Consider the following 22039-nt stretch of genomic DNA (forward strand, 5'->3'; position numbering starts at 1 on the left):
GATTTTAGTGTTTTTAGACAGGCGTTTGATTGTGATGGTTACGGACTCTAAAGGGAGCCGTTATCTTAATGTTCATATCTTATTCCGTCAAATTGGCTTGTATGCGCTTTTGAGCGTTGTGGGATCTTTATTGTTTTTAGGCATTTCGTTACTAGTTTTAAATCAAGAGATTAAAAACATTGACAAGCAGCATGCTTTAATCACCAAAGAATTTGAGAAAAAAAAAGAAACGAATGAAAAGCTTTCCTTGCAAATGGATGAATTTTTAGACGATTTGCAACTTTCAGGGGAACGCATCAACGATTTAGAAGAAGTGGTGGGAGTGAATAGGCCTGAAGAAGAAAAAGAAGAGGGCAATTTTTCCAGCCGCTTGGATGTCGCTGGGATTACCGGGCTTCAAAAAAGCTTTATCATGCGCCTTATCCCTAATGACTACCCGCTAGAATCCTATCGGCGCGTTTCAGCCGCCTTTAATAAAAGAATCCACCCTATTTTGCATGTGTTGCACAACCATACCGGGCTTGATTTAAGCACCGCTATCAACACCCCTGTGTATGCGAGCGCAAGCGGGGTAGTGGGGTTAGCGAGCAAGGGGTGGAATGGGGGGTATGGGAATTTGATTAAAGTTTTCCACCCTTTTGGTTTTAAAACCTACTACGCCCATTTGAATAAAATCATCGTAAAAACAGGCGAATTTGTCAAAAAAGGGCAGTTGATTGGGTATAGTGGCAATACAGGGATGAGCACAGGGCCGCATTTGCATTATGAAGTGCGTTTTTTAGATCAGCCCATAAACCCCATGAGTTTCACCAAATGGAACATGAAAAATTTTGAAGAAGTTTTCAATAAAGAAAGGAGCATCAGATGGCAATCTTTGATAACAATAATAAATCGGCTAATGCAAAAACAGGACCAGCGACTATCATCGCTCAAGGCACAAAAATAAAGGGGGAGCTTCATTTAGATTACCATTTGCACATAGATGGCGAATTAGAAGGGATGGTGCATTCTAAAAGCACGGTGGTGATCGGGCAAACCGGCTCGGTAGTGGGTGAGATTTTTGCTAATAAATTAGTGGTCAATGGCAAGTTCACTGGCACGGTGGAAGCGGAGGTGGTAGAAATCATGCCTTTAGGACGCCTTGATGGTAAGATCTCTAGCCAAGAGCTTGTGGTGGAAAGAAAGGGGATTTTGATTGGGGAAACTCGCCCTAAGAATATTCAAGGGGGGGCGTTGTTAATCAATGAGCAAGAAAAGAAAATTGAAAATAAATAAGGAATGATCCAATCTAGTCTTTATAGAGCCTTAAACAAAGGCTTTGATGATCAAATACTCGCTTGTAAGGATTTTAAAGAATCCAAGCTCGCTAAAGAAGTCATAAGCTATTTTAAGCCAAATATTAAAGCCGTTCTTTTCCCGGAGTTTAGGGCTAAAAAAAACGACGATTTGCGTTCGTTTTTTGAAGAATTTTTACAGCTTTTAGGGGGTTTGAGGGAGTTTTATCAGGCCTTAGAAAACAAGCAAGAAACTATCATCATTGCCCCTATTAGCGCGTTATTGCACCCTTTACCCAAAAAAGAACTTTTAGAAAGCTTTAAAATCACTCTTTTAGAAAAATATAACCTTAAGGATTTGAAAGACAAGCTCTTTTATTATGGTTATGAAATTTTAGACTTGGTGGAAGTGGAAGGCGAAGCGAGCTTTAGGGGGGATATTGTGGATATTTATATACCTAATTCTAAGGCGTATCGCTTGAGTTTTTTTGACACGGAGTGTGAGAGCATTAAGGAATTGGATCCCACCACTCAAATGAGCCTTAAAGAAGATTTGTTAGAAATTGAAATCCCCCCCACGCTTTTTAGTTTGGACGAACTATCTTATAAGGATCTCAAAACCAAAGTGGAGCAAAGCCCCTTAAATAGCTTTTCTAAAGATTTAACCAGTTTTGGTTTGTGGTTTTTAGGGGAAAAAGCAAACGATTTGTTGCATGCCTATAAAAGCGTTATAAGCCCTAGAGCTTTAGAAGAAATTCAAGAATTAGCGAGCTTAAACGAATTAAATTATGAGCGTTTCAAATTGTTAAAGGTTTTAGAAAACGCGCAAGGTTATGAAGATTTAGAAATCCATGCGCATGCCCTAGAAGGCTTTATCGCTTTGCATTCAAATCATAAAATCACGCTCCTAGCCCCCAATAAAACGATTTTAGACAACGCGATAAGCGCGCTTGAAAAAAGCAGCATGGAATGCGTGATCGCCCCCTTTGTGTTAAACTTTAAAACCCCTGATGGGATTTTTATCTCGCTCAATTCCTTTGAAAGGAAGAAAAAACGCCAAAAATCCAAGCTCGCTTTGAACGAATTGAATCCGGGTGAATGGGTGGTGCATGATGATTATGGGGTGGGCGTGTTTTCTCAATTAGTCCAACACAGCGTTTTAGGGAGCAAGAGGGATTTTTTAGAAATCGCTTATTTGGGTGAAGACAAACTGCTGTTACCGGTAGAAAATTTGCATCTCATCGCTCGTTATGTGGCGCAAAGCGATAGCGTGCCGGTCAAAGACCGGCTAGGGAAAGGGAGCTTTCTCAAATTAAAAGCTAAAGTCAGGACTAAGCTTTTAGAGATTGCAAGCAAGATCATTGAATTAGCGGCTGAACGCAATTTGATCTTGGGTAAAAAGATGGATGTGCATTTAGCGGAGTTGGAAGTCTTTAAATCGCATGCGGGTTTTGAATACACGAGCGATCAAGAAAAAGCCATCGCTGAAATTTCAAGGGATTTAAGCTCTAAGAGAGTGATGGACAGACTTTTAAGCGGTGATGTGGGTTTTGGGAAAACGGAAGTGGCGATGCATGCGATTTTTTGCGCGTTTTTAAACGGCTTTCAAAGCGCATTAGTCGTGCCGACTACCTTACTAGCCCACCAGCATTTTGAGACTTTAAGGGCGCGTTTTGAAAATTTTGGCGTTAAAGTGGCTCGTTTGGATCGGTATGTGAGCGAAAAAAACAAGCTTTTAAAAGCGGTGGAATCAGGGTTAGTTGATGCGCTTGTAGGCACGCATGCGATTTTAGGCGCGAAATTTAAAAACTTGGGTTTAATGGTAGTGGATGAAGAGCATAAATTTGGCGTGAAACAAAAAGAAGCCTTAAAAGAATTGAGCAAAAGCGTGCATTTTTTAAGCATGTCCGCTACGCCTATCCCGCGCACTTTAAACATGGCGCTCTCTCAAATTAAAGGCATTAGCTCTTTAAAAACCCCACCCACAGACAGAAAGCCCAGCCGCACTTTTTTGAAAGAAAAGAATGATGAACTCTTAAAAGAGATTATCCATAGAGAATTGCGCCGTAACGGGCAAATTTTTTATATCCATAACCATATCGCTAGCATTTCAAAAGTCAAAAAGGAATTAGAAAATTTAATCCCTAAACTCAAAATCGCTATTTTGCATTCCCAAATTAACGCTAACGAGAGCGAAGAGATCATGTTAGAGTTTGCTAAAGGGAATTATCAGGTTTTATTATGCACTTCTATTGTGGAATCCGGTATTCATTTGCCTAACGCTAACACGATTATTATTGATAATGCACAGAATTTCGGGCTGGCTGATTTGCACCAATTAAGAGGGCGTGTGGGGAGAGGCAAAAAAGAAGGCTTTTGCTATTTTTTGATAGAAGATCAAAAAAGTTTGAGCGATCAAGCTTTAAAACGCTTGCTCGCTTTGGAAAAAAATTCGTATTTAGGCAGTGGGGAGAGTATCGCTTATCATGATTTAGAAATCAGGGGGGGCGGGAATTTGCTCGGGCAAGATCAGAGCGGGCATATTAAAAATATCGGTTATGCACTCTATACGCGCATGCTTGAAGACGCGATTTATGAATTGAGTGGGGGGAAAAAAAGGCTTGAAAAAAGCGTAGAAATCCAACTTGGCGTGAGCGCTTTTTTAAACCCTGAACTCATTGCAAGCGATAGTTTGAGGCTGGATTTATACCGCCGTTTGAGTTTGTGTGAAAATGTAGATGAGGTGGGGCAAATCCATGAAGAAATAGAAGACAGGTTTGGCAAAATAGACGATTTGAGCGCTCAATTTTTGCAAATCATTACGCTTAAAATCTTAGCCAACCAACTTGGCATCATTAAACTTTCTAATTTTAATCAAAACATCACCCTTACTTATAGCGATGAACATAAAGAAAGCCTGAAAGCCCCAAGCAAAGACGATAACGATATTTTAGAAACCCTTTTGAAACATTTGCGCGCTCAAATTTCTTTAAAACGGCGTTAAAAGCGTTTGATTTTAGCCTCAATTTGTTATTTTAAAAAGATTATTAAGAGAGTTTGTTGTAAAATAGGGATTTGCTATGCCTTTAGTCGTTAAAAGGTAATTATCATTAAGGAGTTTTTTAATCATGGCAGATATTCAAAGGCGTGATTTTTTAGGAATGAGCCTTGCTAGTGTTACAGCTATAGGGGCTATAGCGAGTCTAGTAGCGATGAAAAAGACTTGGGATCCGCTTCCAAGCGTTGTTTCAGCCGGTTTTACAACCATAGATGTGGCGAACATGCAAGAAGGGCAGTTTTCCACCGTGGAATGGCGTGGGAAACCGGTCTATATCCTCAAGCGTTCTAAAAAAGAGGGCTTTAATGAAAAGCGCGATTTTAAAGTTGGCGAGAGCGTTTTTACCACAGCCATTCAAATTTGCACGCATTTAGGGTGTATCCCCACTTATCAAGATGAAGAAAAAGGCTTTTTATGCCCATGCCATGGGGGGCGTTTCACTTCTGATGGCGTGAATATTGCCGGCACCCCTCCTCCACGCCCTTTTGATATCCCGCCTTTTAAAATTGAAGGCACTAAAATCACTTTTGGTGAAGCCGGGGCTGAATACAAAAAAATGATGGCTAAAGCGTAAGGAGAGTTCCATGGCAGAGATAAAAAAAGCGAAGAATTTAGGCGAATGGTTGGACATGCGTCTTGGCACTAACAAGCTTGTTAAAGTGCTAATGACAGAATATTGGATCCCTAAAAACATCAATTTCTTATGGGCTATGGGGGTGATTTTATTGACCCTTTTTGGCGTGCTTGTGGTCTCAGGGATTTTCTTGCTCATGTATTACAAGCCTGATGCGAAAATGGCGTTTGATAGCGTGAATTTCACCATCATGCAAGAAGTGGCTTATGGCTGGCTTTGGCGCCACATGCATGCTACGGCAGCGAGCATGATTTTTGTCATCATTTATATCCACATGTTTGTCGGTATCTATTATGGCTCTTACAAAAAGGGCCGTGAGATGATTTGGATTAGCGGGATGGTTTTGTTTGTGGTCTTTAGCGCGGAAGCCTTTAGCGGGTATATGCTGCCTTGGGGGCAGATGAGCTATTGGGCTGCGGCGGTTATCACTAATTTATTTGGAGGCATTCCTTTTATTGGGGCTGATGTGGTGGAGTGGATTAGGGGCAATTATGTCGTGGCGGATTCCACTTTAACGCGCTTTTTCATGCTCCATGTGTTTTTACTGCCCATTGCGATCATTCTACTTGTTGGGGTGCATTTTTATTCTTTACGCATCCCGCATGTCAATAATCAAGAAGGCGAAGAGATTGACTTTGAATCAGAAGAAAAGAAATTCATTGAAGGCAAGAAAAAAGAATCTAAAGTCATTCCTTTTTGGCCGGTATTCTTGTCTAAAGATATTTTTGTGGTTTGCGCGTTCATGGTCTTTTTCTTTTACTTGGTGTGTTACCACTATGATTTTGCGATGGATCCTATCAACTTTGAAAGGGCTAACAGCCTTAAAACACCGCCTCACATTTACCCTGAATGGTATTTCTTATGGAGCTATGAAGTCTTAAGGGGCTTTTTCTTTAGCGCTGATTTAGGGCTAATGGCCTTTGGCGTGGCGCAAGTGATCTTTTTCTTACTGCCCTTTTTGGACAGAAGCCCGGTTGTCGCTCCTGCGCACAAACGGCCTGCGTTTATGGTGTGGTTTTGGCTTGTAATCATTGATATGATTGTTTTAACGATCTATGGTAAATTGCCTCCGCTTGGGATTGGTAAATACATTGGGTTAGTGGGTTCAATCACTTTCTTAGCCCTTTTCTTTGTGGTGTTGCCCATTATCACTATCGCTGAAAGGAAGAAACAAGGGGGTGTTAGATGAAAGAATTTAAGATTCTAATCATCCTTATTGTGGTGGTAGGCGTGATTTATTATGGGGTTGAGCCTTATGCGCATTCGGTGATGCACCCTAAAGTCGCTCCGGCAGATTTTGCTTTCAAGGATTTAGAGCCGATGGATTTAAAAAATGGCGACGCTAATAAGGGCAAACAGCTTGTAGCCGAAAATTGCACCGCTTGCCATGGCATTAAATCCCAAAACATTCCAGCCCCTATGGACAGCCTTAGCGCGAGCAACTCTTTTGGGGTCGTGCCACCGGATTTAAGCCATGTGGCGGGGGTTTTGAATTTGAATTTCTTAGCCCACTTCATCAAAGACCCCGTGAAAACGGCGAAATTGAGCCATAAATTCAACGATGAAAGGCCCTATCCTATGCCGGCGTTTTCTCAATTCAGCGATCAAGATTTGAGCGATATTGTGGCGTATCTCACTTCTATTTTGCCTAAAAGTTTGAGCGATAAGGAAGTGTTTGCGCAAAGTTGTCAAAGGTGTCATAGCCTGGATTATGCTAAAGATAAGGCCTTTAGCGATCCTAAAGATTTAGCCAATTATTTAGGCTCTCATGCACCTGATTTGTCCATGATGATTAGAGCTAAGGGCGAGCATGGCTTGAATGTTTTCATCAACGATCCGCAAAAGCTTTTGCCTGGCACGGCTATGCCCAGAGTGGGGTTGAGTGAAAAAGCTCAAAAACAAGTCATCGCATATTTGGAAAAAGCGGGCGATAGGAAAAAACATGAAAGGAATACCTTAGGGATTAAGATCATGATTTTCTTTGCGGTGTTGTCGTTCTTGGCTTATGCATGGAAAAGAAAAGTTTGGAGCGAAGTGCATTGAATTAAAAAGGGGGGAGCATGTAAGGGGCTTTTTCTATGAGACTGATCATCAATTTCTTTATATTAAAAATAAACTCGTGTTTTACAAGAAATAGATAAATGGGTGCAAATATGCTAATGAGTGAGTGTTTTCAAAAATTTTAAGACATTTTGTTCTCTTAAAATGTGGTTAGGCGAAAAGAAACTTTCAATCTGGTGGTGGTTAGAAAATTCCTTTTTATACTCATAAGCTTTTCTGATGTAGGGGGCAAACCCAAAAGGGTTTTCTAAATCCTTTAAGGCGTTTTTCAAACTCTCTTCATCTTTATCTAAAGTATCAAAATACTTGAGCAGGACCTCTCTGGTTTCATAACTCAAAATATCTGAGCCTTTAAAAAAAGTGATGTCTGCATTAGCGACTCCATACACATAAATCGCATTGGGTTTAGGCAGGTTTGAATTCCACATGGGGCGAGATGTTTGAAGATTTTTTTCACCCTTATCGTTTTTAGAAAACTTGATTTCAATCCCCACCACATGATCAAAAATAAAAACCAAAAAATCAGGGTAATTTTGTGAGCCAAAAGGCTGGTATAAAAAATGGCTTGTAAGGTTTGAAAAAGGGTTTTTAAGGGTGTGTGGGTGGTTTTTTTCTAAAACTTGCTTTTTGAGTTGGTTAAAAGCGGTTTTGATTTCCTTATTAGGCTTTTCTTCAATATGGCTTAATTCTTCTGTTAAATCGCCATTGATTTCGCTAAAGTGTTTTTTTAATTCATTCCTAAATTGGTTTTCAAACTGCTCTCCTGTGCTAGAACTTGCAAAAAACTTTCTTTTATTGGTAATTTCTTGGAACACTTTTTCAAGCATGCATTTCCTTTAATTTGCAATATTCTTCCACAAAATCATAAGTAGAAAACCCTAAAACTTGCGTGTTTTTATGAGCGAGTTTGTTGAAATCAATTTTATGGATAATCATTAAAGCTTCTTTGGAATGGGCTTTGATGAAAAAATATTGTCGGTTTTTAATCAGTAAATTTGCATTGGTGATCTTTTCGTTGTAGTCATAAAAGCCTTGTCTCACCACCGCAAAATCCCATTGGTATTTTTCTTTGTTGAAATATTTTAGGGTGTGTGGCGTGTTGTTATGAATGTAAGTAATAAAGTCATTATGGCGGATTTTTGGGGGAGCAATGATGCGCTCGTCTTTAAGATTTAGGGCGATATTTTTATGCATATAGATTTGAAAAACGCATTTCACATCATAGGGTCGTTCATTAAAAATAAAAGCGTTTTTTTCTAAATCAGCGTTTAAAACCAATTTTGCACGCTTATCAATGTGTTTTTGAATAGAATAGCGTTTGAATAAATTGGGCAAAATAAACGCTGTAATAGGCGCTTCGTTTAAGGATTTGTTTAAAAAATCTAGGGCTAATTTCCCTCTATGCCCAAAAGGAGGGTTGCCAATAATAACACGCTTTTTGTTAAACTCAATCAATTCCAACAGATAATCTTTTTTTTGAATGCCTTGAGCTTTAGGGGCAATATCAAGGGCGAGACAATCAGCAATCCCTAATCCTTTTAATGCATCAACAAAGCTCCCACTCCCTGCACTTGGCTCTAAAAAATGGAACGCGTTTAAGTCTAGCCCTAGATTTTGATTGATGAGATCTTTTAATAAATCCAAACAAAATCGCGCGATTTTGGGGTGGGTGTAAAAAGCGTCTAAATTCTTTTGCAAGGTAGTATTACTGACCATTTTAATCCCATTTTAGTTGAAATTAAACCCGCCCGCTTCGCCTAAACTCATGCTCTCATAAGCCGCATCCACATAGCTGTTGCGGATCTTGCAATTCAAAACCTGCTCGCATTTCAAGCAACTCGTTACTTGCTTTTCCTCTTGACATGCTTTTAATTTCAAAAGAGCGTCATTGAAACGCTCTTCATATTCTAATTTTTTAGCGCTATTTTGCATCATTCTCCCTTTAAATATTTTTCTAAAATCTGAGCTTCATGCGGACTGGCTAAATAGCATTCGCTTTTTTCATGGTAATTTTCTACGCTTTGCTCTAGCAAACGCTTTTTAACCCCCTTATCAAAATAAAACGCTTCCCCTTTAGCTTTTTCAACCATCAAGGCCAAAGGAAAGACTTCAAAAAGCTTTCGCAATTTCTTTTGCGGGTAGGAAAACATTCCGCCTTTTTTAATGAGCACATGATGGACATCGGCCACCATAGACCCTGAATATCGTAAGCGGTAATTTTCTGCAAAAAACTCTTCTAAAGCCTTTTTTAAGCCCGAAGAAAAATCCTTTTGATTGCCTCCGCTAGCGACGATTTTACCCTTATTTTCTAAAACAATGGTTTCTATAAAATGAAACTTGTTTTGATAAAAAGCGTAACGATAAACTTCTTCTAAAGCCACCATTAATTCTATTTTATGCCCAAAAACCACATAAAGGCTGGCGGCTAAATTTTGCGCCTTATAATCCTTTTCATAAACCCCTATAATCGTGCCCACTAAGAAATTCGCCTCCATCACTGAGCTCCCGTCTAAGGGGTCATAAGCGATCAAATAAGAGCCGTTTTCTTTAGTAATGGGCGTTTCTTTTTCTTCGCTAAAAACGCTTTTCACATTTTCTAAACTCAAAAAACTTTCTTCTAAAAACTTGTCTAGGGCTAAATCCGCTTTAATGGGCGTATCCCCGCTGCTGTTTTCTAGCTTCGTGTAACTCCCAGCGTCCGGCTTTTCTAAAATTTCTTGGGCTTTTTTAACCCCTTTTTCTAAAAGACTGATGATTCCTATAACGATGTTTGCATGCTTGCCTTTAAAATGTTTGTAATCCATAAAAACCCTTTTATGATTTGATTAAAGATGCTAATATTTTACTTTAAAACATTGGAAATAGGGAAGTATTTTGAAAGTAGCTCCGAGCCTTTTGAGCGCTGATTTTATGCATTTAGCCAAAGAGATAGAGAGCGTGAGTAACGCTGATTTTTTGCATGTGGATGTGATGGATGGGCATTATGTGCCTAATTTAACCATGGGGCCTGTGGTTTTAGAGAATGTTACTCAAATGAGCCAAGTGCCTTTAGATGTGCATTTAATGGTAGAAAATGCGAGCTTTTTTGTGGGATTATTCGCTCCTTTAAACCCGCAAATCATCAGCATTCATGCAGAAAATGAAAAGCACCCCCACAGGGTGTTGCAACTCATTAAAAATTCAGGCATCACGCCAGGCGTTGTTCTAAACCCCCACACGCATGAAGAAAGTATTAAATACTTGCTAGAAAGCGTGGGGCTAGTGCTTTTAATGAGCGTGAATCCGGGCTTTGGCGGGCAGAAGTTTTTAGATCTGGTGCTAGAAAAGTGCCTGAAAGTCAAGGAATTGATTAGGCGCTACAATCCTAGCTGTCTTTTAGAAGTGGATGGGGGTGTGAATGATAAAAATATCTTTGAACTCCAACAAGCGGGCGTGGATGTGGTGGTTTCAGGGAGTTATATTTTTAAATCCAAAGATCGTAAGCTGGCTATTGAAGGCTTACAGAATGTCAGACAGTCTCTTGCATAAAGATATTCAAGCCCTAATCGCTCGCTTAAAGCACCAGGATTTAAGCTTAGGCATGCTAGAAAAATCGCTCTCTCGCCTTATTTATGATGAAGTCAATTTGGAATATTTAAAAGCGTGCGGACTTAATTTCATAGAAACGAGCGAAAATTTAATCACGCTCAAAAACCTTAAAACCCCCCTTAAAGATGAGGTTTTTTCCTTTATTGATTTAGAGACCACCGGCTCTTGCCCCCTAAAACATGAGATTTTAGAAATCGGGGCCGTGCAAGTGAAGGGGGGGGAAATCATTAATCGTTTTGAAACCCTTGTGAAAGTCAAAAGCGTTCCTGATTATATCGCTGAGCTTACAGGCATCACTTATGAAGACACCCTAAACGCCCCAAGCGTGCATGAAGCTTTGCAAGAATTGCGGCTTTTTTTAGGTAATAGCGTGTTTGTGGCCCACAACGCTAATTTTGATTACAACTTTTTGGGGCGTTATTTTGTGGAGAAATTGCATTGCCCTTTATTGAATTTAAAGCTTTGCACTTTGGATTTATCCAAACGAGCCATTTTGTCCATGCGTTATTCTTTGAGCTTTTTAAAAGAGCTTTTAGGGTTTGGCATAGAAGTCAGCCACAGAGCCTATGCGGACGCTTTAGCGAGCTATAAACTCTTTGAAATATGCTTATTAAACTTACCCAGCTACATCAAAACGACAATGGATTTGATTGATTTTTCCAAATGCGCTAACACCCTAATCAAAAGACCCCCAAGATCCAAATACCAAGAGACTCCACCGCCATTTTCTCTTTTTGAGAGGACAAAAGGCTTGTTCAATATCATAAAAGCAACCAGTTAAACGAAAGCTGTTTAATGGGGCTTAATAGGGCTAGGATTTTATTGTTTTTGTTCTTTGAGAATATCGCATGCTTCTTTTAATCCTAGCTTGCAACTCTTTTCAAGGTTTTCTGTCGTTTGTTTTTCATCCTTTGCCACGCCTTTACCCTCATTATAAAACGCTGCTAGAGCGTAACACCCTTTAGCATCATTCAATTCACAAGCTTTGGCAGAATATTCAAAAGCTTTTTTAAGATCCTTTGTTACGCCTTCACCATCACGATAAAACTCTCCTACAAGCGTGCATGTTAGAGCCTCGTTTAACTCGCAAGCTTTAGAGTAATATCCAAAAGCTTTTTTAAGATCTTGCGTTACGCTTTCACCAAGAAAATAATCCCCTCCTAATTTAGAACACCCTTCACCATTATTCAACTCGCAAGCTTTAGAGTAATATTTGAAAGCTCTTTTAAAATTTTGCGTTACGCCTTCACCATTATGATAAATATCCCCTAAAATCGCACAGCCATCGCCATAGTTTAACTCGCAAGCTTTAGAATAATATTCTAGATCTTTTTTATCTTTTTTCAAACCCTTTATCATATCGTTATAAAAAGTTGCTGACAGCATACACCCTTCAACATTATTTAACTTACAAGATTTAGAGTAATATTCTAAAGCATTTTTAAGATCGTTTGCATTAAAATAAAACTCTGCTAAGTCCTTGCATTTTTCAGCATCGTTTGATTTGCAAGCTTTAGCAGTAGCGGTGTGTTCAAGAGCTTTTTCAATGCTTTCTCTTGCACTTCCTTTTAGGATGACTTTAGAATAAGTCTCTCTTAAGATCGCGCAACCATCAGCATCGTTTAATTTACAAGCTTTTTCAAAGTATTCCTTAGCTCTAGTGAAATCTTTATCCGTGTAAATAGTGATACCTGAAAATATAAGCTCTTTAGGGTTTGACTCTGCCATTAACCCCCCTAAACACAACGCCCCCAAACACAAAACCCTAAAAACCGCTTTTTTGACACCCCTTAACATGACGCATTCCCTTTTGTTAAAAATATAAGATTCTATTGTGATTGATATTGATAGCTAAAATCTTTTAATGTTTAAAAAACAGGGACTTGATTATTTTATTTTAAACTCATGAAAGGATAGGGGTTATTTGCGACACCCTACCCCACAATATCCAACAAATGCTCTTCATGCCACAATTCAATTTCTTCTTCTTCCAAGCCAAACGCCTTAGCCCTTTGGCTGTTTGGATAGCGGTTTTTGGAGCCTTCTTTAGGATCTTTATCGCTAATAGCTTGCATGTTTTCTAACGCCCTTGTTTCTTGGGCTAATTCAAGCTTGCTTTGAAAGCTTTGCGCTAAATCCAGCATATCACTTCTTGCACCCTGTTGGATAGCAGAATTTAAAGGAGCGTTTTGGTTGATATAAGTTACATTGCCTAAAGCTGAAACACCCATGCTAACCTCCTTAGAATGTTTAAGTGTCCTTTAGACTAATAGTTCGGTATTTTGAGTAAATGACATTAGCTCCTTTGATGATTTTGACAAATTTTCGTTGCGTGTAGTCAATTTCGTAACTATTAAACGCATCTTTTTGCATTTTAATCAACATTTTGGCTAATTCCATAATGACCTCATCTTTGGGTGTGTTTTTTTGGCAAAAAACGATCAAATGCGATCCAGGAATATTTCTTACATGCATCCACAAATCATTCGCTCTTGCGTCTTGTAAGAGCTTGATATTCTCTTTTTGGTTTTTCCCTAAACCGATTTTAAAATCCTTATAATACAGCACTTCATACCCGCTCATCGGGCGTTTGATTTTAGAATTTTTAAAGGGCATAAACATCTCTAAAACGCTTTCTTCTTGCGCTCCTTTAACATAGTTGATTTGATTTTCTTTAAAAGCGATTTTTTCTTTTAAATTCTCTTCTTCTAAATACAAGAATTGCGATTTTTGTTTCTTTTTTTTGCTGAGAGTGAATTTTTTATTGATAAAAGCGTTTAAGGGCATGCTCTTATCAATTTCAATCATGCATTTCTTATCTTCAAAATCCTTTAAAACCACGCAACTCTCATGCTTATGGATTAAATGCTGGTAAGTGAGCAAGAGCTGGGCTTGAGTTTGCAATTCTTTCGCTTCCAGCTGTAAATTTTTAGGATCTTCTAGTTTTTCTAATTTTTCTTTCAAGCGTTCTTTTTGGGTGTTTAATCGCTTGATGATTTGATTTTTTTTGTGTTCTAATTCTTTATGCTGGTAGGATAAAAAATCTTTTTCTAAAATGTCTAACAACCCCTTAAAATCCAAATCCTCTTCTTGATGCTCGTATGCATTAAAAGGCAATGCCCCTAAAATATCGTTTTTAGCGACCCTGTCATTAAAACGAAAGGCTTCTATCACGCATTTTTCTTTATCTAAAATCATGAGATTGGCTTTTTTAGGGATCATTTCTAAACGCAAAATAAAATTTTCACTCTTATAAGCCAAATCTTTAGCGCATGTGATTTCTAAAATCCGATCGCTATCAATGATGTTTGCTTGTAAAATTTTGGCGTTTTTAGTGAATTTATTCAAACAAAAATCTAACGCTAGGGTGTTTTTTAAAACGCTCTCTGGGGGTTTTTTAGACAAACCGATATAAGGCGTGTTCAAATCTACAACAAAGGCGTGTTTTTCTTTGGAAAAAGTCTCTAATAAAAAACCAGACGCGTTCAAGCGTTTGAGGCTAAAATGCGTTTGAGCGTTTAAAAATTCGCTGAATTTCTTTAAAAGAAAAAATTTCATTCTTGCGCCTTTAATTTTTCCTTAGCGAAAGAAATCGCGCTCTCTATATTTTCGCTCCCCCCTATCATGCGCGCGATTTCTAAAACCCTTTCTTCGTTATTAAGGGTTTTTGCAAGGCTTTTGTGGTTTTCTTTGAATACTAAAATATGGTTTTTAGCGAGTGCTGGGATATGGACTTGGTGCGAAATGGCAAAGATTTGCGAATGGCTGCTTAAGGTTTCAAGGGCTTTAGAGACCGCCAAACTCTCTTCACCACTCAGGTTGGAATCCATTTCGTCTAACACCAACACGCCTTTAAAATCCTTTAAAAACTCCATTTCTAAAAGCATGAACGCCAGCCTCAAACGGCTGTATTCTCCAGAGCTTAAAGTCTCTAATTGGGAATTTTGTAAATGTAAAACGAGTTTTTGAGCGCCTTTTTCGCTCATGGGGGCTTCTTCTAAAACCAAACTGGGGCTTTTTAGGAGCAAATCTTTCGCTTTAGCGCTTAAAAGAGCGTTAAAACCGGCTAAATATTCTTTTCTAAAGCCGCTTATTTCTTCGCACAATTTCAAGCATTCGGTTTTTAATTGCTCTATTTCTTTGTGGTAAGTTTCGCAATGATGGTCAATTTCTTTTAAGTTATGCAGTTCGTTTTTAACATGCACTAATCGTTCTTTAGCATGCGCAATGCTCCCATAATCCTTAATGATCCCGCTTAGCATGCCAAGCCTTTCTAACACCTTTTCAATATCCAAACGCTCGCACTCTTCTAATTTAGCCTGCTCTTTTTCCAACAGAGCACTCGCTTCTAATAAAGCGCTTTTTAAAAACTCCGCGCTATGGCCCACGCTCTCTAAAGCATGCGTGATTTTATGGGTATTTTCTAGCACCTCTAACGCCAGAGCGATTTTATCGTTCAGTTTTTCCTTACTAGAGAGCAATTTTTTTTGCTCTAAAAGGCGTTCGTATTCATCTTCTTTTAAATCCAGCCTCTCTAATTTCATTTTTTCAAAATTCAAACGCTCTTCTAAATCCTTTTGGAAACGCTTTTTATCTTCTAATAACCGCCTTTCTTTTTCTAGCTCCTCTAAGCGGGTGAATTTTTCTTCAAGCGTGCCTAAAAGGGGGCTAAACGCCTTGTTTTTGTTTTGGATATAGCCATCCAGTAAGGAGAGCATTAAAATATCATTGAGTTCATTCTGGCTGAATCTGTCGTTAGATAAGCGTTTGATCAAACCTTTTAATAACGCTTTGAGCGTGTTTTTAGACAGGCTCGTTTGGTTTAAAAAATAGCGCGTTTTTTCTTTTTTAATCACGCTGATGACTAAAGGTTCGTGGTTATCTTCTCTAAAAATGCCGTATTCTTCCGTGTCTAAAAAAGGCGCGATCAATTCCACTTCAATGTTTGAAGCGTTGCTCTCTTTAAGTCCAAACGCCCCTAAAAGGCTCGCAATCAGAACGCTTTTGCCCACCCCACTAGCCCCACTAATCGCGCTCAAGCCGTCTTTAAATTCCAGATCCAGCTTTTCAAAAACAGCGTTTTGACGCACCTTTAAGCGTGTGATTTGAGCGTTATTGAAATCTCGCATGTTTTTTACCCTTTTTTTATCTTTTTTTGCTAGGGCTTTCCCCCCATAATAGCTTTTCTTTAAGCACTTTAAAATAATCCCTTGAATTTTTTTGTAAGAGTTTGGTAGTCGTGGGGCTTTTTTGAATGTATAGGGGTTGGTTGGCTTTTAAATTATAGGTGGCTTGCCCATCAATAACCACAAGAGCGTCCTCATGAGCGCAAAAGTTCAAACAAAATTCCGCTCCTAACACTAGGGGGCGTTGCGTTAAAGAAAAATCGCACAAGGGCGTTAAAATATAGCTCTGGCTTAAAGCATGCACAATCGGCCCATGAGCGCTCAAATTATAAGCGGTCGAGCCTAGGGGCGTGGCAATGATAAGCCCATCGCCTTTATAGGTGTTAAAGGGCGTATGGCCCGCATAAGCTTGGATGTCTAAAACCCCTAAAGCTTTTTTTTTAGCGATCACGATTTCATTGATCGCATAAAAAGAGGTTTTTCCAATACGACCCTCTAAAGCCAGATGTTCTTCTAATTTGATCCTGTTGTGCCTGAGATCTTGTAAGAAATCTTTCAACCCGTTCAATTCAACCGCGCTCAAAAACCCTAAATTCCCAATCCTCACCCCAAAACACGGCTTATTGTAAGAATGCGTCATTCTTAAAGCCCCTAAAATCGTGCCATCGCCTCCTAAACACAAAAACGCATAGGCTTTTTCTATCAATCGTTCATCTTTTGCCCCATCAAGGCTATCAATCATAAAGCTTTCAAACCCTTCATCTTCTAAAAGCTTTAAAACCCATTCTTTAGCCTGCTCTAGCTCCTTAAAAAGGGGGTTTTGATAATGGGTAGGCCGCACAAACACGCCGATAGTTTGATGTGAATCTTTCATGCGTATATTGTAGCTTAAAGCTTGAAACAAAATTTTAAAAAAGGGGGTTTTAATTGCTTTTTTATCATCTTGTGTAAAGTTCATGAAAAGTTTTTATTGTGGTTAATGTTTCATTCTTTAATCGTTTTTAATTGTTTTTTGGGTATTCTTTTTAAGAATGTAAACATTATGTTAAGGAATCACACATGAAAAAATTTTTTTCTCAATCTTTGTTAGCTTTGATTGTTTCTATGAACGTGCTATTAGCCATGGATGGCAATGGCGTTTTTTTAGGGGCGGGTTATTTGCAAGGGCAAGCCCAAATGCATGCGGATATTAATTCTCAAAAACAAGCCACTAACGCTACTATCAAGGGCTTTGATGCGCTTTTAGGGTATCAGTTTTTCTTTGGGAAATACTTTGGCTTGCGCCTTTATGGGTTTTTTGACTACGCTCATGCCAATTCTATTAGGCTTAAAAACCCTAACTATAACAACGAAGTGGTGCAATTGGCGGGTCAAATTCTTGGGAAACAAGAAATCAATCGTTTAACGAGCCTCGCTGATCCTAAAACCTTTGAGCCAAACATGCTCACTTATGGGGGGGCTATGGACTTGATGGTTAATGTCATTAATAACGGCATCATGAGTTTGGGGGCTTTTGGTGGGGTGCAATTGGCCGGCAATTCATGGCTTATGGCGACACCGAGTTTTGAGGGCATTTTGGTGGAGCAAGCTTTGGTGAGCAAAAAAGCCACTTCTTTCCAATTTTTATTCAATGTGGGGGCTCGCTTAAGGATCTTAAAGCATTCCAGCATTGAAGCGGGCGTGAAATTCCCTATGCTAAAGAAAAACCCCTATATCACTGCGAAAAATCTGGATATAGGATTTAGGCGCGTGTATTCATGGTATGTGAATTACGTGTTCACTTTCTAGGGGTGCGTCCCTAGAGCGTTAGCACGCTTTCAATGATTTGAATCAACTCTTCTTTTCTTTTTTCTAAGCTTTTGGGCGTCCATTCTGTGTAGTGGTGTGCAATATCTATGGTCATCTTATAACAAGTCATCACCTTAAAAGGTTTCTTCTTGTTTAACTTGATTTCTTCTCCCATGTAGATTTTCTTTTTATCTTTGAAATCCAAATTTGAAGCTTGAGTGTTTCTCGTGCCTCCTAAAAGCGTGAGGTTGGCTAAAGAATGCGTGTATAATCCTCTTTCTTCTTCGCTAAAGTCTTTCACCCATTGGCTTGAAAGATCGGGTTTTTGGGGTAAGATATGTTCAACATGAAAATCGTTCGTTTGAATGCGTTTAGGTCTGGGATCATCGCTCATGAAATATTCCACTAAAATGAGAATGGGTTTGAGATACGGATTCTTTGTGGGTTGTTTTTTGTATACATGGCTGTCTCCCAGGTTTTCCTTGAAGTGTTGCATTACGCTGTATAAGGCTAAATTTGTTCTTGCGATAGAGAGAATGTGTTCCATGCTTTTCTTTTCTTTCAAAGCTGTGATCATGTTGCAACAAGTCTGTTCGATTTGAGATTGTTTCGTCCTTGCAACCCAATGTTGGTAGTAAAACTTGACCAACAATTTTTTTAAAGTCTCTATCTCGCTTTGGCTATAGCGGTGCAACAAGCTAGCACACAAGATGACACGCAAATAATTATCTTCTTTATAAGAGAGCAAGTGGGCGTATCGATCCGGCATTTCTAAAACTTCCACATAAGCGTTGTAGAAATCTTCTACGCCATCAAGGTATTCCAGAGGAGATTTTTGGAGTTTGTCAAACTAGGTGTTGAGGCTCTTGTCCATTTTCTCTCTAGAAGTTTTTGCATAAAAATATATCAAATATTGACTGAACAATGTCTCCATGGCGAAACCATTATCCAAGCATTTTTGACGCAAATCCTCCCAACGGATCGCAAGCTCTTCTTGTTCTTTTTCTTCGGTGAGTTTTTTTAACAATTCCCCCTTAAAAATATCTGTCGCATTCAAAGCCAAACCTCTAGCGTTTAAAACATTAAAAATACTTAACGCCTTGTCTGCATCAGGGCAAGTGATGGTGATAAATACGACATTAGAATACAGCCACTCAATGAAATCGTTAATGTCTCCAATCTCTTTTTCTCTGAGATAGTTTTTTAAACAAATCGCATTTTTCAAGTAGTTGTTCTTACTCTTACTTGAGCCGTTGCTCTTGCTGTCCTCGCCCTTGCTTGCATCAAGATCGTCAAAAAAATCTAAGGTATCTTGAAAATCTTTTTTGGCACTAGACCCTACCAGATCAAAATCCAATCGCTTTTTCTTTTTCTTTCCTTTATATTCATGCCTGTCGCTCCAACTCTCTTGTAAATATTCTTGGGACTTACGCTCAGGGTCTAAACGCTCAGAATAAAGCGTGGCTAAAACTTTTGCGAGCAGAATGAAAGTGCTTAAGCGTTGCTGGCCATCCACAACATCATAGGTTTTGGCTTTAGAATCTTCGCTGATTGTAATTAAGACTAATGAGCCGCAAAAATAATCGCTTTCTCTGTCATCTTCATAATTAAAAAACAAATCGTCTAAAAGCTTTTCGCAGTTTTCTTCTGTCCATTGGTAAGGGCGTTGGTAAATGGGGATTTGATAGTAGAGTTCGTCTTTTAAAATATCTTGTAGGTAAGAATCTTCGCTTTCAATTTTTGCCATAAAAACCCCTTGTATTGATTAGGGTAGATTATAACATTAAAAAGTGTTTTTTTTTTTTTTTGAAATATTTCTATATATTAAGACGCATGGTTTATCGCCATGCCCTTTTTTACAACTTATTTTTAAAGCTCCTTTAAAATGTCTGAAGGCGATTTGAACGCTAGATTGAACGCTTTAGCGATGCCTTCTTGGGTGATATAGCCGTTATAAGCGCTCAAGCCTCCAAGGGTGTTTGCCACGATTTTAGTGTTGGCTGTTAAAAAGCCCTTCAAACCATGCTCTAAATAATACAACAAATACGGCACGCTCGCATGGCTGTAAGCCGTAGAACTCGTTTTAGCGACAATCCCTGGCATGTTCGGCACGCCATAATGCAACAAACCCTCTTCCACATACACCGGGTTAGAATGGCTTGTCTGGTGTATGGTCTCTATGCACCCCCCTAAATCGCAAGCCACATCAATGACTACCCCTTGTTTTTGCATGTGTTTTAAATGCTTTCTTAAGATCACTTTAGGGGTTTGGCTCGCTGTAACTAGCACCGCTCCCACTAGCCCCACCGCTCCATTTAAAGCCTGAATGATATTGGCTTCATTCACGCTTAAAACTTCTAAGTCATACAAATGGTAATAGGGGTGGTTTTGCAATTTAGCGTAGTCTAATTCCAAAATCGTTACTTTAGCCCCCATTTGGCTTAAGACTTTCGCGCTCTCCATGCCAACCACACCGCCCCCAACCACAACGATTTTAGCCCTTTGTGCACCCGATAACCCCCCTAGCATGACCCCCTTACCCATAAACCCTTTAACATGCTCTAAAGCCAATAAATAATGCTGGATTAAATGCGCCGCCAACCTCCCAGCCACCACGCTCATAGGCGCTAAAATAGGGTAGTCGTTTTTAGGCCCGGCAATGGTTTCAGTGCAAATAGAAGTGATTTTTTTATTAATAAACATTTCGCACAAGCTTTTTTGATACGCTAGATCCAAGTAACTAAACAGCGTGGCTTTTTCTTTTAGCAAAGGGTATTCATGCTCTAAAGGCTCTTTGCATTTGACCACCAAATCCTGCCCCCACGCTGTTTTAGAATCCACGACTTTAGCCCCCACGCTTTCATACGCTTCGTTACTATAACCGCTATTAGCACCGGCATTATTTTCCACCAAAACCTCCACGCCCTTTTGAATGATTAGCGCCACATCATCAGGCACCAAAGCCACTCGTGATTCTAAATCCATGCTTTCTTTAACTAGTCCAATAGTCATGTTAATCCTTTAAATAGTAGTGTCAGTTATGATTATATTCGCTCAATAAGACTATTTGAGTGTTTTTCTGTCAAAAACTTGAATGGTTTTACTCTTTTACACAATGAAATTGTTCTATTTATTATTCATTTTCTTAATTAATAATTGGTTGTTAATTTTGGTTTAGAATAAAAAATATGAGTGGGGATTTAAAAAGGAGCAATAAAATGATTTTAGTAGGATTAGAAGCGGAGTTAGGAGCGTCAAAAAGAGGCACCGATACAGGGGTTAGGCGTTTGAGAGAGGCTTTAAGCGTAACGCATGGCGATGTGATTAAAGGCATGCAAACGATCACTCAAGAGCGGTGCGTGCTTTATAAAGAGTTCAGATACGCTAAGAATTTTGAAGATTACTACCTTTTTTGTAAAGAAAATTTGATCCCTTGCATGAAAGAAGTGTTTGAGAAAAAAGAATTCCCTTTGATTTTAAGCTCAGAGCATGCGAACATGTTTGGGATTTTCCAAGCCTTTAGGAGCGTTCATAAAGACAAAAAAATAGGGATTTTGTATTTAGACGCGCATGCGGATATCCATACGGCTTATGACAGCGATACAAAGCACATTCACGGCATGCCTTTAGGCATGGTTTTAAATCGTGTCCGTAGCGGGTTTAATCGCATGAGCGAGAGCGAAGAAAAGGCATGGCAAAAGCTTTGCTCTTTGGGGTTAGAAAAGGGAGGGTTAGAAATTGATCCTAAATGTTTGGTGTATTTTGGGGTAAGAAGCACAGAAAAAAGCGAAAGAGATGTGATTAAGGAATTAGAAATCCCCTTATTTAGCGTGGGCGCGATAAGAGAAAACATGCAAGAAGTGGTTCAAAAAACCAAAGAATCATTAAAAGCGGTGGATATTATTTACTTGAGTCTGGATTTAGACATTATGGATGGCAAGCTTTTCACTTCTACCGGCGTGCGTGAAAATAACGGGCTGAGTTTTGATGAATTAAAGCAATTACTGGGCTTGCTTTTAGAAAATTTTAAAGACCGATTAGGAGCGATTGAGGTAACCGAATACAACCCCACGGTGAGTGTCAAACACAATAACGAAGAAGAAAAGCAGGTTTTGGAAATCTTGGATCTCATCATCAAGAGCTGTAAAATTAAAGATAAGAAGCACTCTTTTGCAAGGAGTAGCTGATCGCTTTTCAAGCAAAACGATAAAAAGTTGGAAAATGAAACCAACAATGGGGCAGTGTTTAGATGAAAAATTAACCCGCTTTGAGCGTCAAAAAATGTCTTGTGTGTTTTGAGAACGCATGCAAGCTATCTGTGTGTCAAAAATGGGGATTTTTCACTAGAGATTGAGCAAAATCAGCAAAATCAAAAAAAAAAAAAAAGATTTTCATGGGATTAATAAAATTTTAAGAATTTTATGATAAAATTTTGCGAATTATTAAGTTTTTTTTATTTTTATTACTTAATAGGCGTTCATTATTAGTGCGATTTTACTTGAAAAATTTA

At 38.9% G+C, this 22039-nt stretch carries 20 protein-coding genes and 1 pseudogene; 10 read left to right on the plus strand and 11 right to left on the minus strand.

All coding sequences use genetic code 11. From position 1 onward, the window contains the following. The first annotated feature begins 7 nt into the window (after positions 1–7). The 6 genes from csd1 (at position 8) to EAL49_RS03670 (ending at position 7009) form a co-directional block, all read left to right on the plus strand. Positions 8–946 (plus strand): peptidoglycan DD-metalloendopeptidase Csd1, encoded by a 939-nt coding sequence (gene csd1, locus EAL49_RS03645; RefSeq protein WP_120829004.1) that lies wholly within the window; start codon positions 8–10, stop codon positions 944–946. Further along, complete coding sequence (locus tag EAL49_RS03650; protein ID WP_120829006.1) at positions 865–1275, plus strand: polymer-forming cytoskeletal protein; 411 nt, start codon at positions 865–867, stop codon at positions 1273–1275. The genes csd1 and EAL49_RS03650 overlap by 82 nt, the downstream gene beginning before the upstream one ends. Before the next feature lie 3 nt (positions 1276–1278). Continuing rightward, complete coding sequence (gene mfd / locus EAL49_RS03655) at positions 1279–4278, plus strand: transcription-repair coupling factor (protein WP_120829008.1); 3000 nt, start codon at positions 1279–1281, stop codon at positions 4276–4278. Between the two features lie 124 nt (positions 4279–4402). Next, positions 4403–4906, plus strand: a complete 504-nt coding sequence (locus tag EAL49_RS03660) for a ubiquinol-cytochrome c reductase iron-sulfur subunit (RefSeq protein WP_000763654.1) — start codon at positions 4403–4405, stop codon at positions 4904–4906. Between the two features lie 10 nt (positions 4907–4916). Then, complete coding sequence (locus EAL49_RS03665) at positions 4917–6155, plus strand: cytochrome b (protein ID WP_038418300.1); 1239 nt, start codon at positions 4917–4919, stop codon at positions 6153–6155. After that, positions 6152–7009 (plus strand): cytochrome c1, encoded by an 858-nt coding sequence (locus EAL49_RS03670; RefSeq protein ID WP_000657634.1) that lies wholly within the window; start codon positions 6152–6154, stop codon positions 7007–7009. The genes EAL49_RS03665 and EAL49_RS03670 overlap by 4 nt, the downstream gene beginning before the upstream one ends. Before the next feature lie 113 nt (positions 7010–7122). Here EAL49_RS03670 and EAL49_RS03675 read toward each other — a convergent pair whose 3' ends face one another. Genes EAL49_RS03675 through EAL49_RS03695 form a run of 4 tightly spaced genes read right to left on the minus strand, consistent with a single transcriptional unit; the run spans position 7123 to position 9831 of the window. Beyond that, the gene (locus EAL49_RS03675; protein ID WP_120829010.1) at positions 7123–7854 is read right to left on the minus strand and encodes a type II restriction endonuclease; all 732 of its coding nucleotides are present in this window, start codon (positions 7852–7854) and stop codon (positions 7123–7125) included. After that, positions 7847–8743 (minus strand): SAM-dependent methyltransferase, encoded by an 897-nt coding sequence (locus EAL49_RS08245; RefSeq protein WP_162973094.1) that lies wholly within the window; start codon positions 8741–8743, stop codon positions 7847–7849. Before EAL49_RS08245 ends, EAL49_RS03675 begins: the two co-directional genes overlap by 8 nt. Positions 8744–8755: 12 nt before the next feature. Further along, positions 8756–8959, minus strand: a complete 204-nt coding sequence (locus EAL49_RS03690) for a hypothetical protein (RefSeq protein WP_162973095.1) — start codon at positions 8957–8959, stop codon at positions 8756–8758. Further along, the gene (locus EAL49_RS03695) at positions 8959–9831 is read right to left on the minus strand and encodes a class 1 fructose-bisphosphatase (RefSeq protein ID WP_120829014.1); all 873 of its coding nucleotides are present in this window, start codon (positions 9829–9831) and stop codon (positions 8959–8961) included. The genes EAL49_RS03690 and EAL49_RS03695 overlap by 1 nt, the downstream gene beginning before the upstream one ends. Positions 9832–9901: 70 nt before the next feature. Between EAL49_RS03695 and rpe the strand changes: the two genes are divergently transcribed. Continuing rightward, entirely contained in the window at positions 9902–10555 is a 654-nt protein-coding gene (rpe, locus tag EAL49_RS03700) for a ribulose-phosphate 3-epimerase (RefSeq protein ID WP_100976859.1), read from the plus strand. Further along, positions 10533–11396, plus strand: coding sequence for a 3'-5' exonuclease (locus tag EAL49_RS03705; RefSeq protein ID WP_120829016.1), 864 nt, complete (start codon positions 10533–10535; stop codon positions 11394–11396). The genes rpe and EAL49_RS03705 overlap by 23 nt, the downstream gene beginning before the upstream one ends. Positions 11397–11434: 38 nt before the next feature. Here the strand turns inward: EAL49_RS03705 and hcpG are convergent, their stop codons facing one another. The 5 genes from hcpG to EAL49_RS03730 form a co-directional block, all read right to left on the minus strand. Continuing rightward, positions 11435–12412 (minus strand): Sel1-like repeat protein HcpG, encoded by a 978-nt coding sequence (hcpG, locus tag EAL49_RS03710; RefSeq protein ID WP_120829018.1) that lies wholly within the window; start codon positions 12410–12412, stop codon positions 11435–11437. Positions 12413–12549: 137 nt separating this feature from the next. After that, positions 12550–12846, minus strand: coding sequence for a hypothetical protein (locus EAL49_RS03715; RefSeq protein ID WP_000539097.1), 297 nt, complete (start codon positions 12844–12846; stop codon positions 12550–12552). Between the two features lie 19 nt (positions 12847–12865). Continuing rightward, on the minus strand, positions 12866–14173 hold the full coding sequence (locus EAL49_RS03720; protein WP_120829020.1) for an NFACT family protein: 1308 nt from the start codon (positions 14171–14173) through the stop codon (positions 12866–12868). Then, entirely contained in the window at positions 14170–15744 is a 1575-nt protein-coding gene (locus tag EAL49_RS03725) for a DNA repair protein RecN (protein WP_120829022.1), read from the minus strand. The genes EAL49_RS03720 and EAL49_RS03725 overlap by 4 nt, the downstream gene beginning before the upstream one ends. 16 nt (positions 15745–15760) lie before the next feature. Then, positions 15761–16615 (minus strand): NAD(+)/NADH kinase, encoded by an 855-nt coding sequence (locus tag EAL49_RS03730; protein WP_120829062.1) that lies wholly within the window; start codon positions 16613–16615, stop codon positions 15761–15763. 185 nt (positions 16616–16800) lie between these two features. On the opposite strand from EAL49_RS03730, the gene EAL49_RS03735 reads away from it, so the two are divergent. After that, positions 16801–17529, plus strand: coding sequence for an outer membrane protein (locus tag EAL49_RS03735; RefSeq protein WP_120829024.1), 729 nt, complete (start codon positions 16801–16803; stop codon positions 17527–17529). A gap of 10 nt (positions 17530–17539) precedes the next feature. On the opposite strand, the pseudogene EAL49_RS03740 reads toward EAL49_RS03735, so the two are convergent. Together EAL49_RS03740 and EAL49_RS03745 are read right to left on the minus strand one after the other, a co-directional pair. Further along, a pseudogene (locus EAL49_RS03740) lies at positions 17540–19276 on the minus strand (DUF262 domain-containing protein). A gap of 122 nt (positions 19277–19398) precedes the next feature. Continuing rightward, entirely contained in the window at positions 19399–20541 is a 1143-nt protein-coding gene (locus EAL49_RS03745; RefSeq protein WP_120829026.1) for an alanine dehydrogenase, read from the minus strand. 206 nt (positions 20542–20747) lie between these two features. Between EAL49_RS03745 and rocF the strand changes: the two genes are divergently transcribed. Further along, the gene (rocF, locus tag EAL49_RS03750) at positions 20748–21716 is read left to right on the plus strand and encodes an arginase (protein WP_120829028.1); all 969 of its coding nucleotides are present in this window, start codon (positions 20748–20750) and stop codon (positions 21714–21716) included. Positions 21717–22039 lie beyond the last annotated feature (323 nt).

It is taken from the genome of Helicobacter pylori (assembly GCF_003637665.1).
Lineage (GTDB): Bacteria > Campylobacterota > Campylobacteria > Campylobacterales > Helicobacteraceae > Helicobacter > Helicobacter pylori_CK.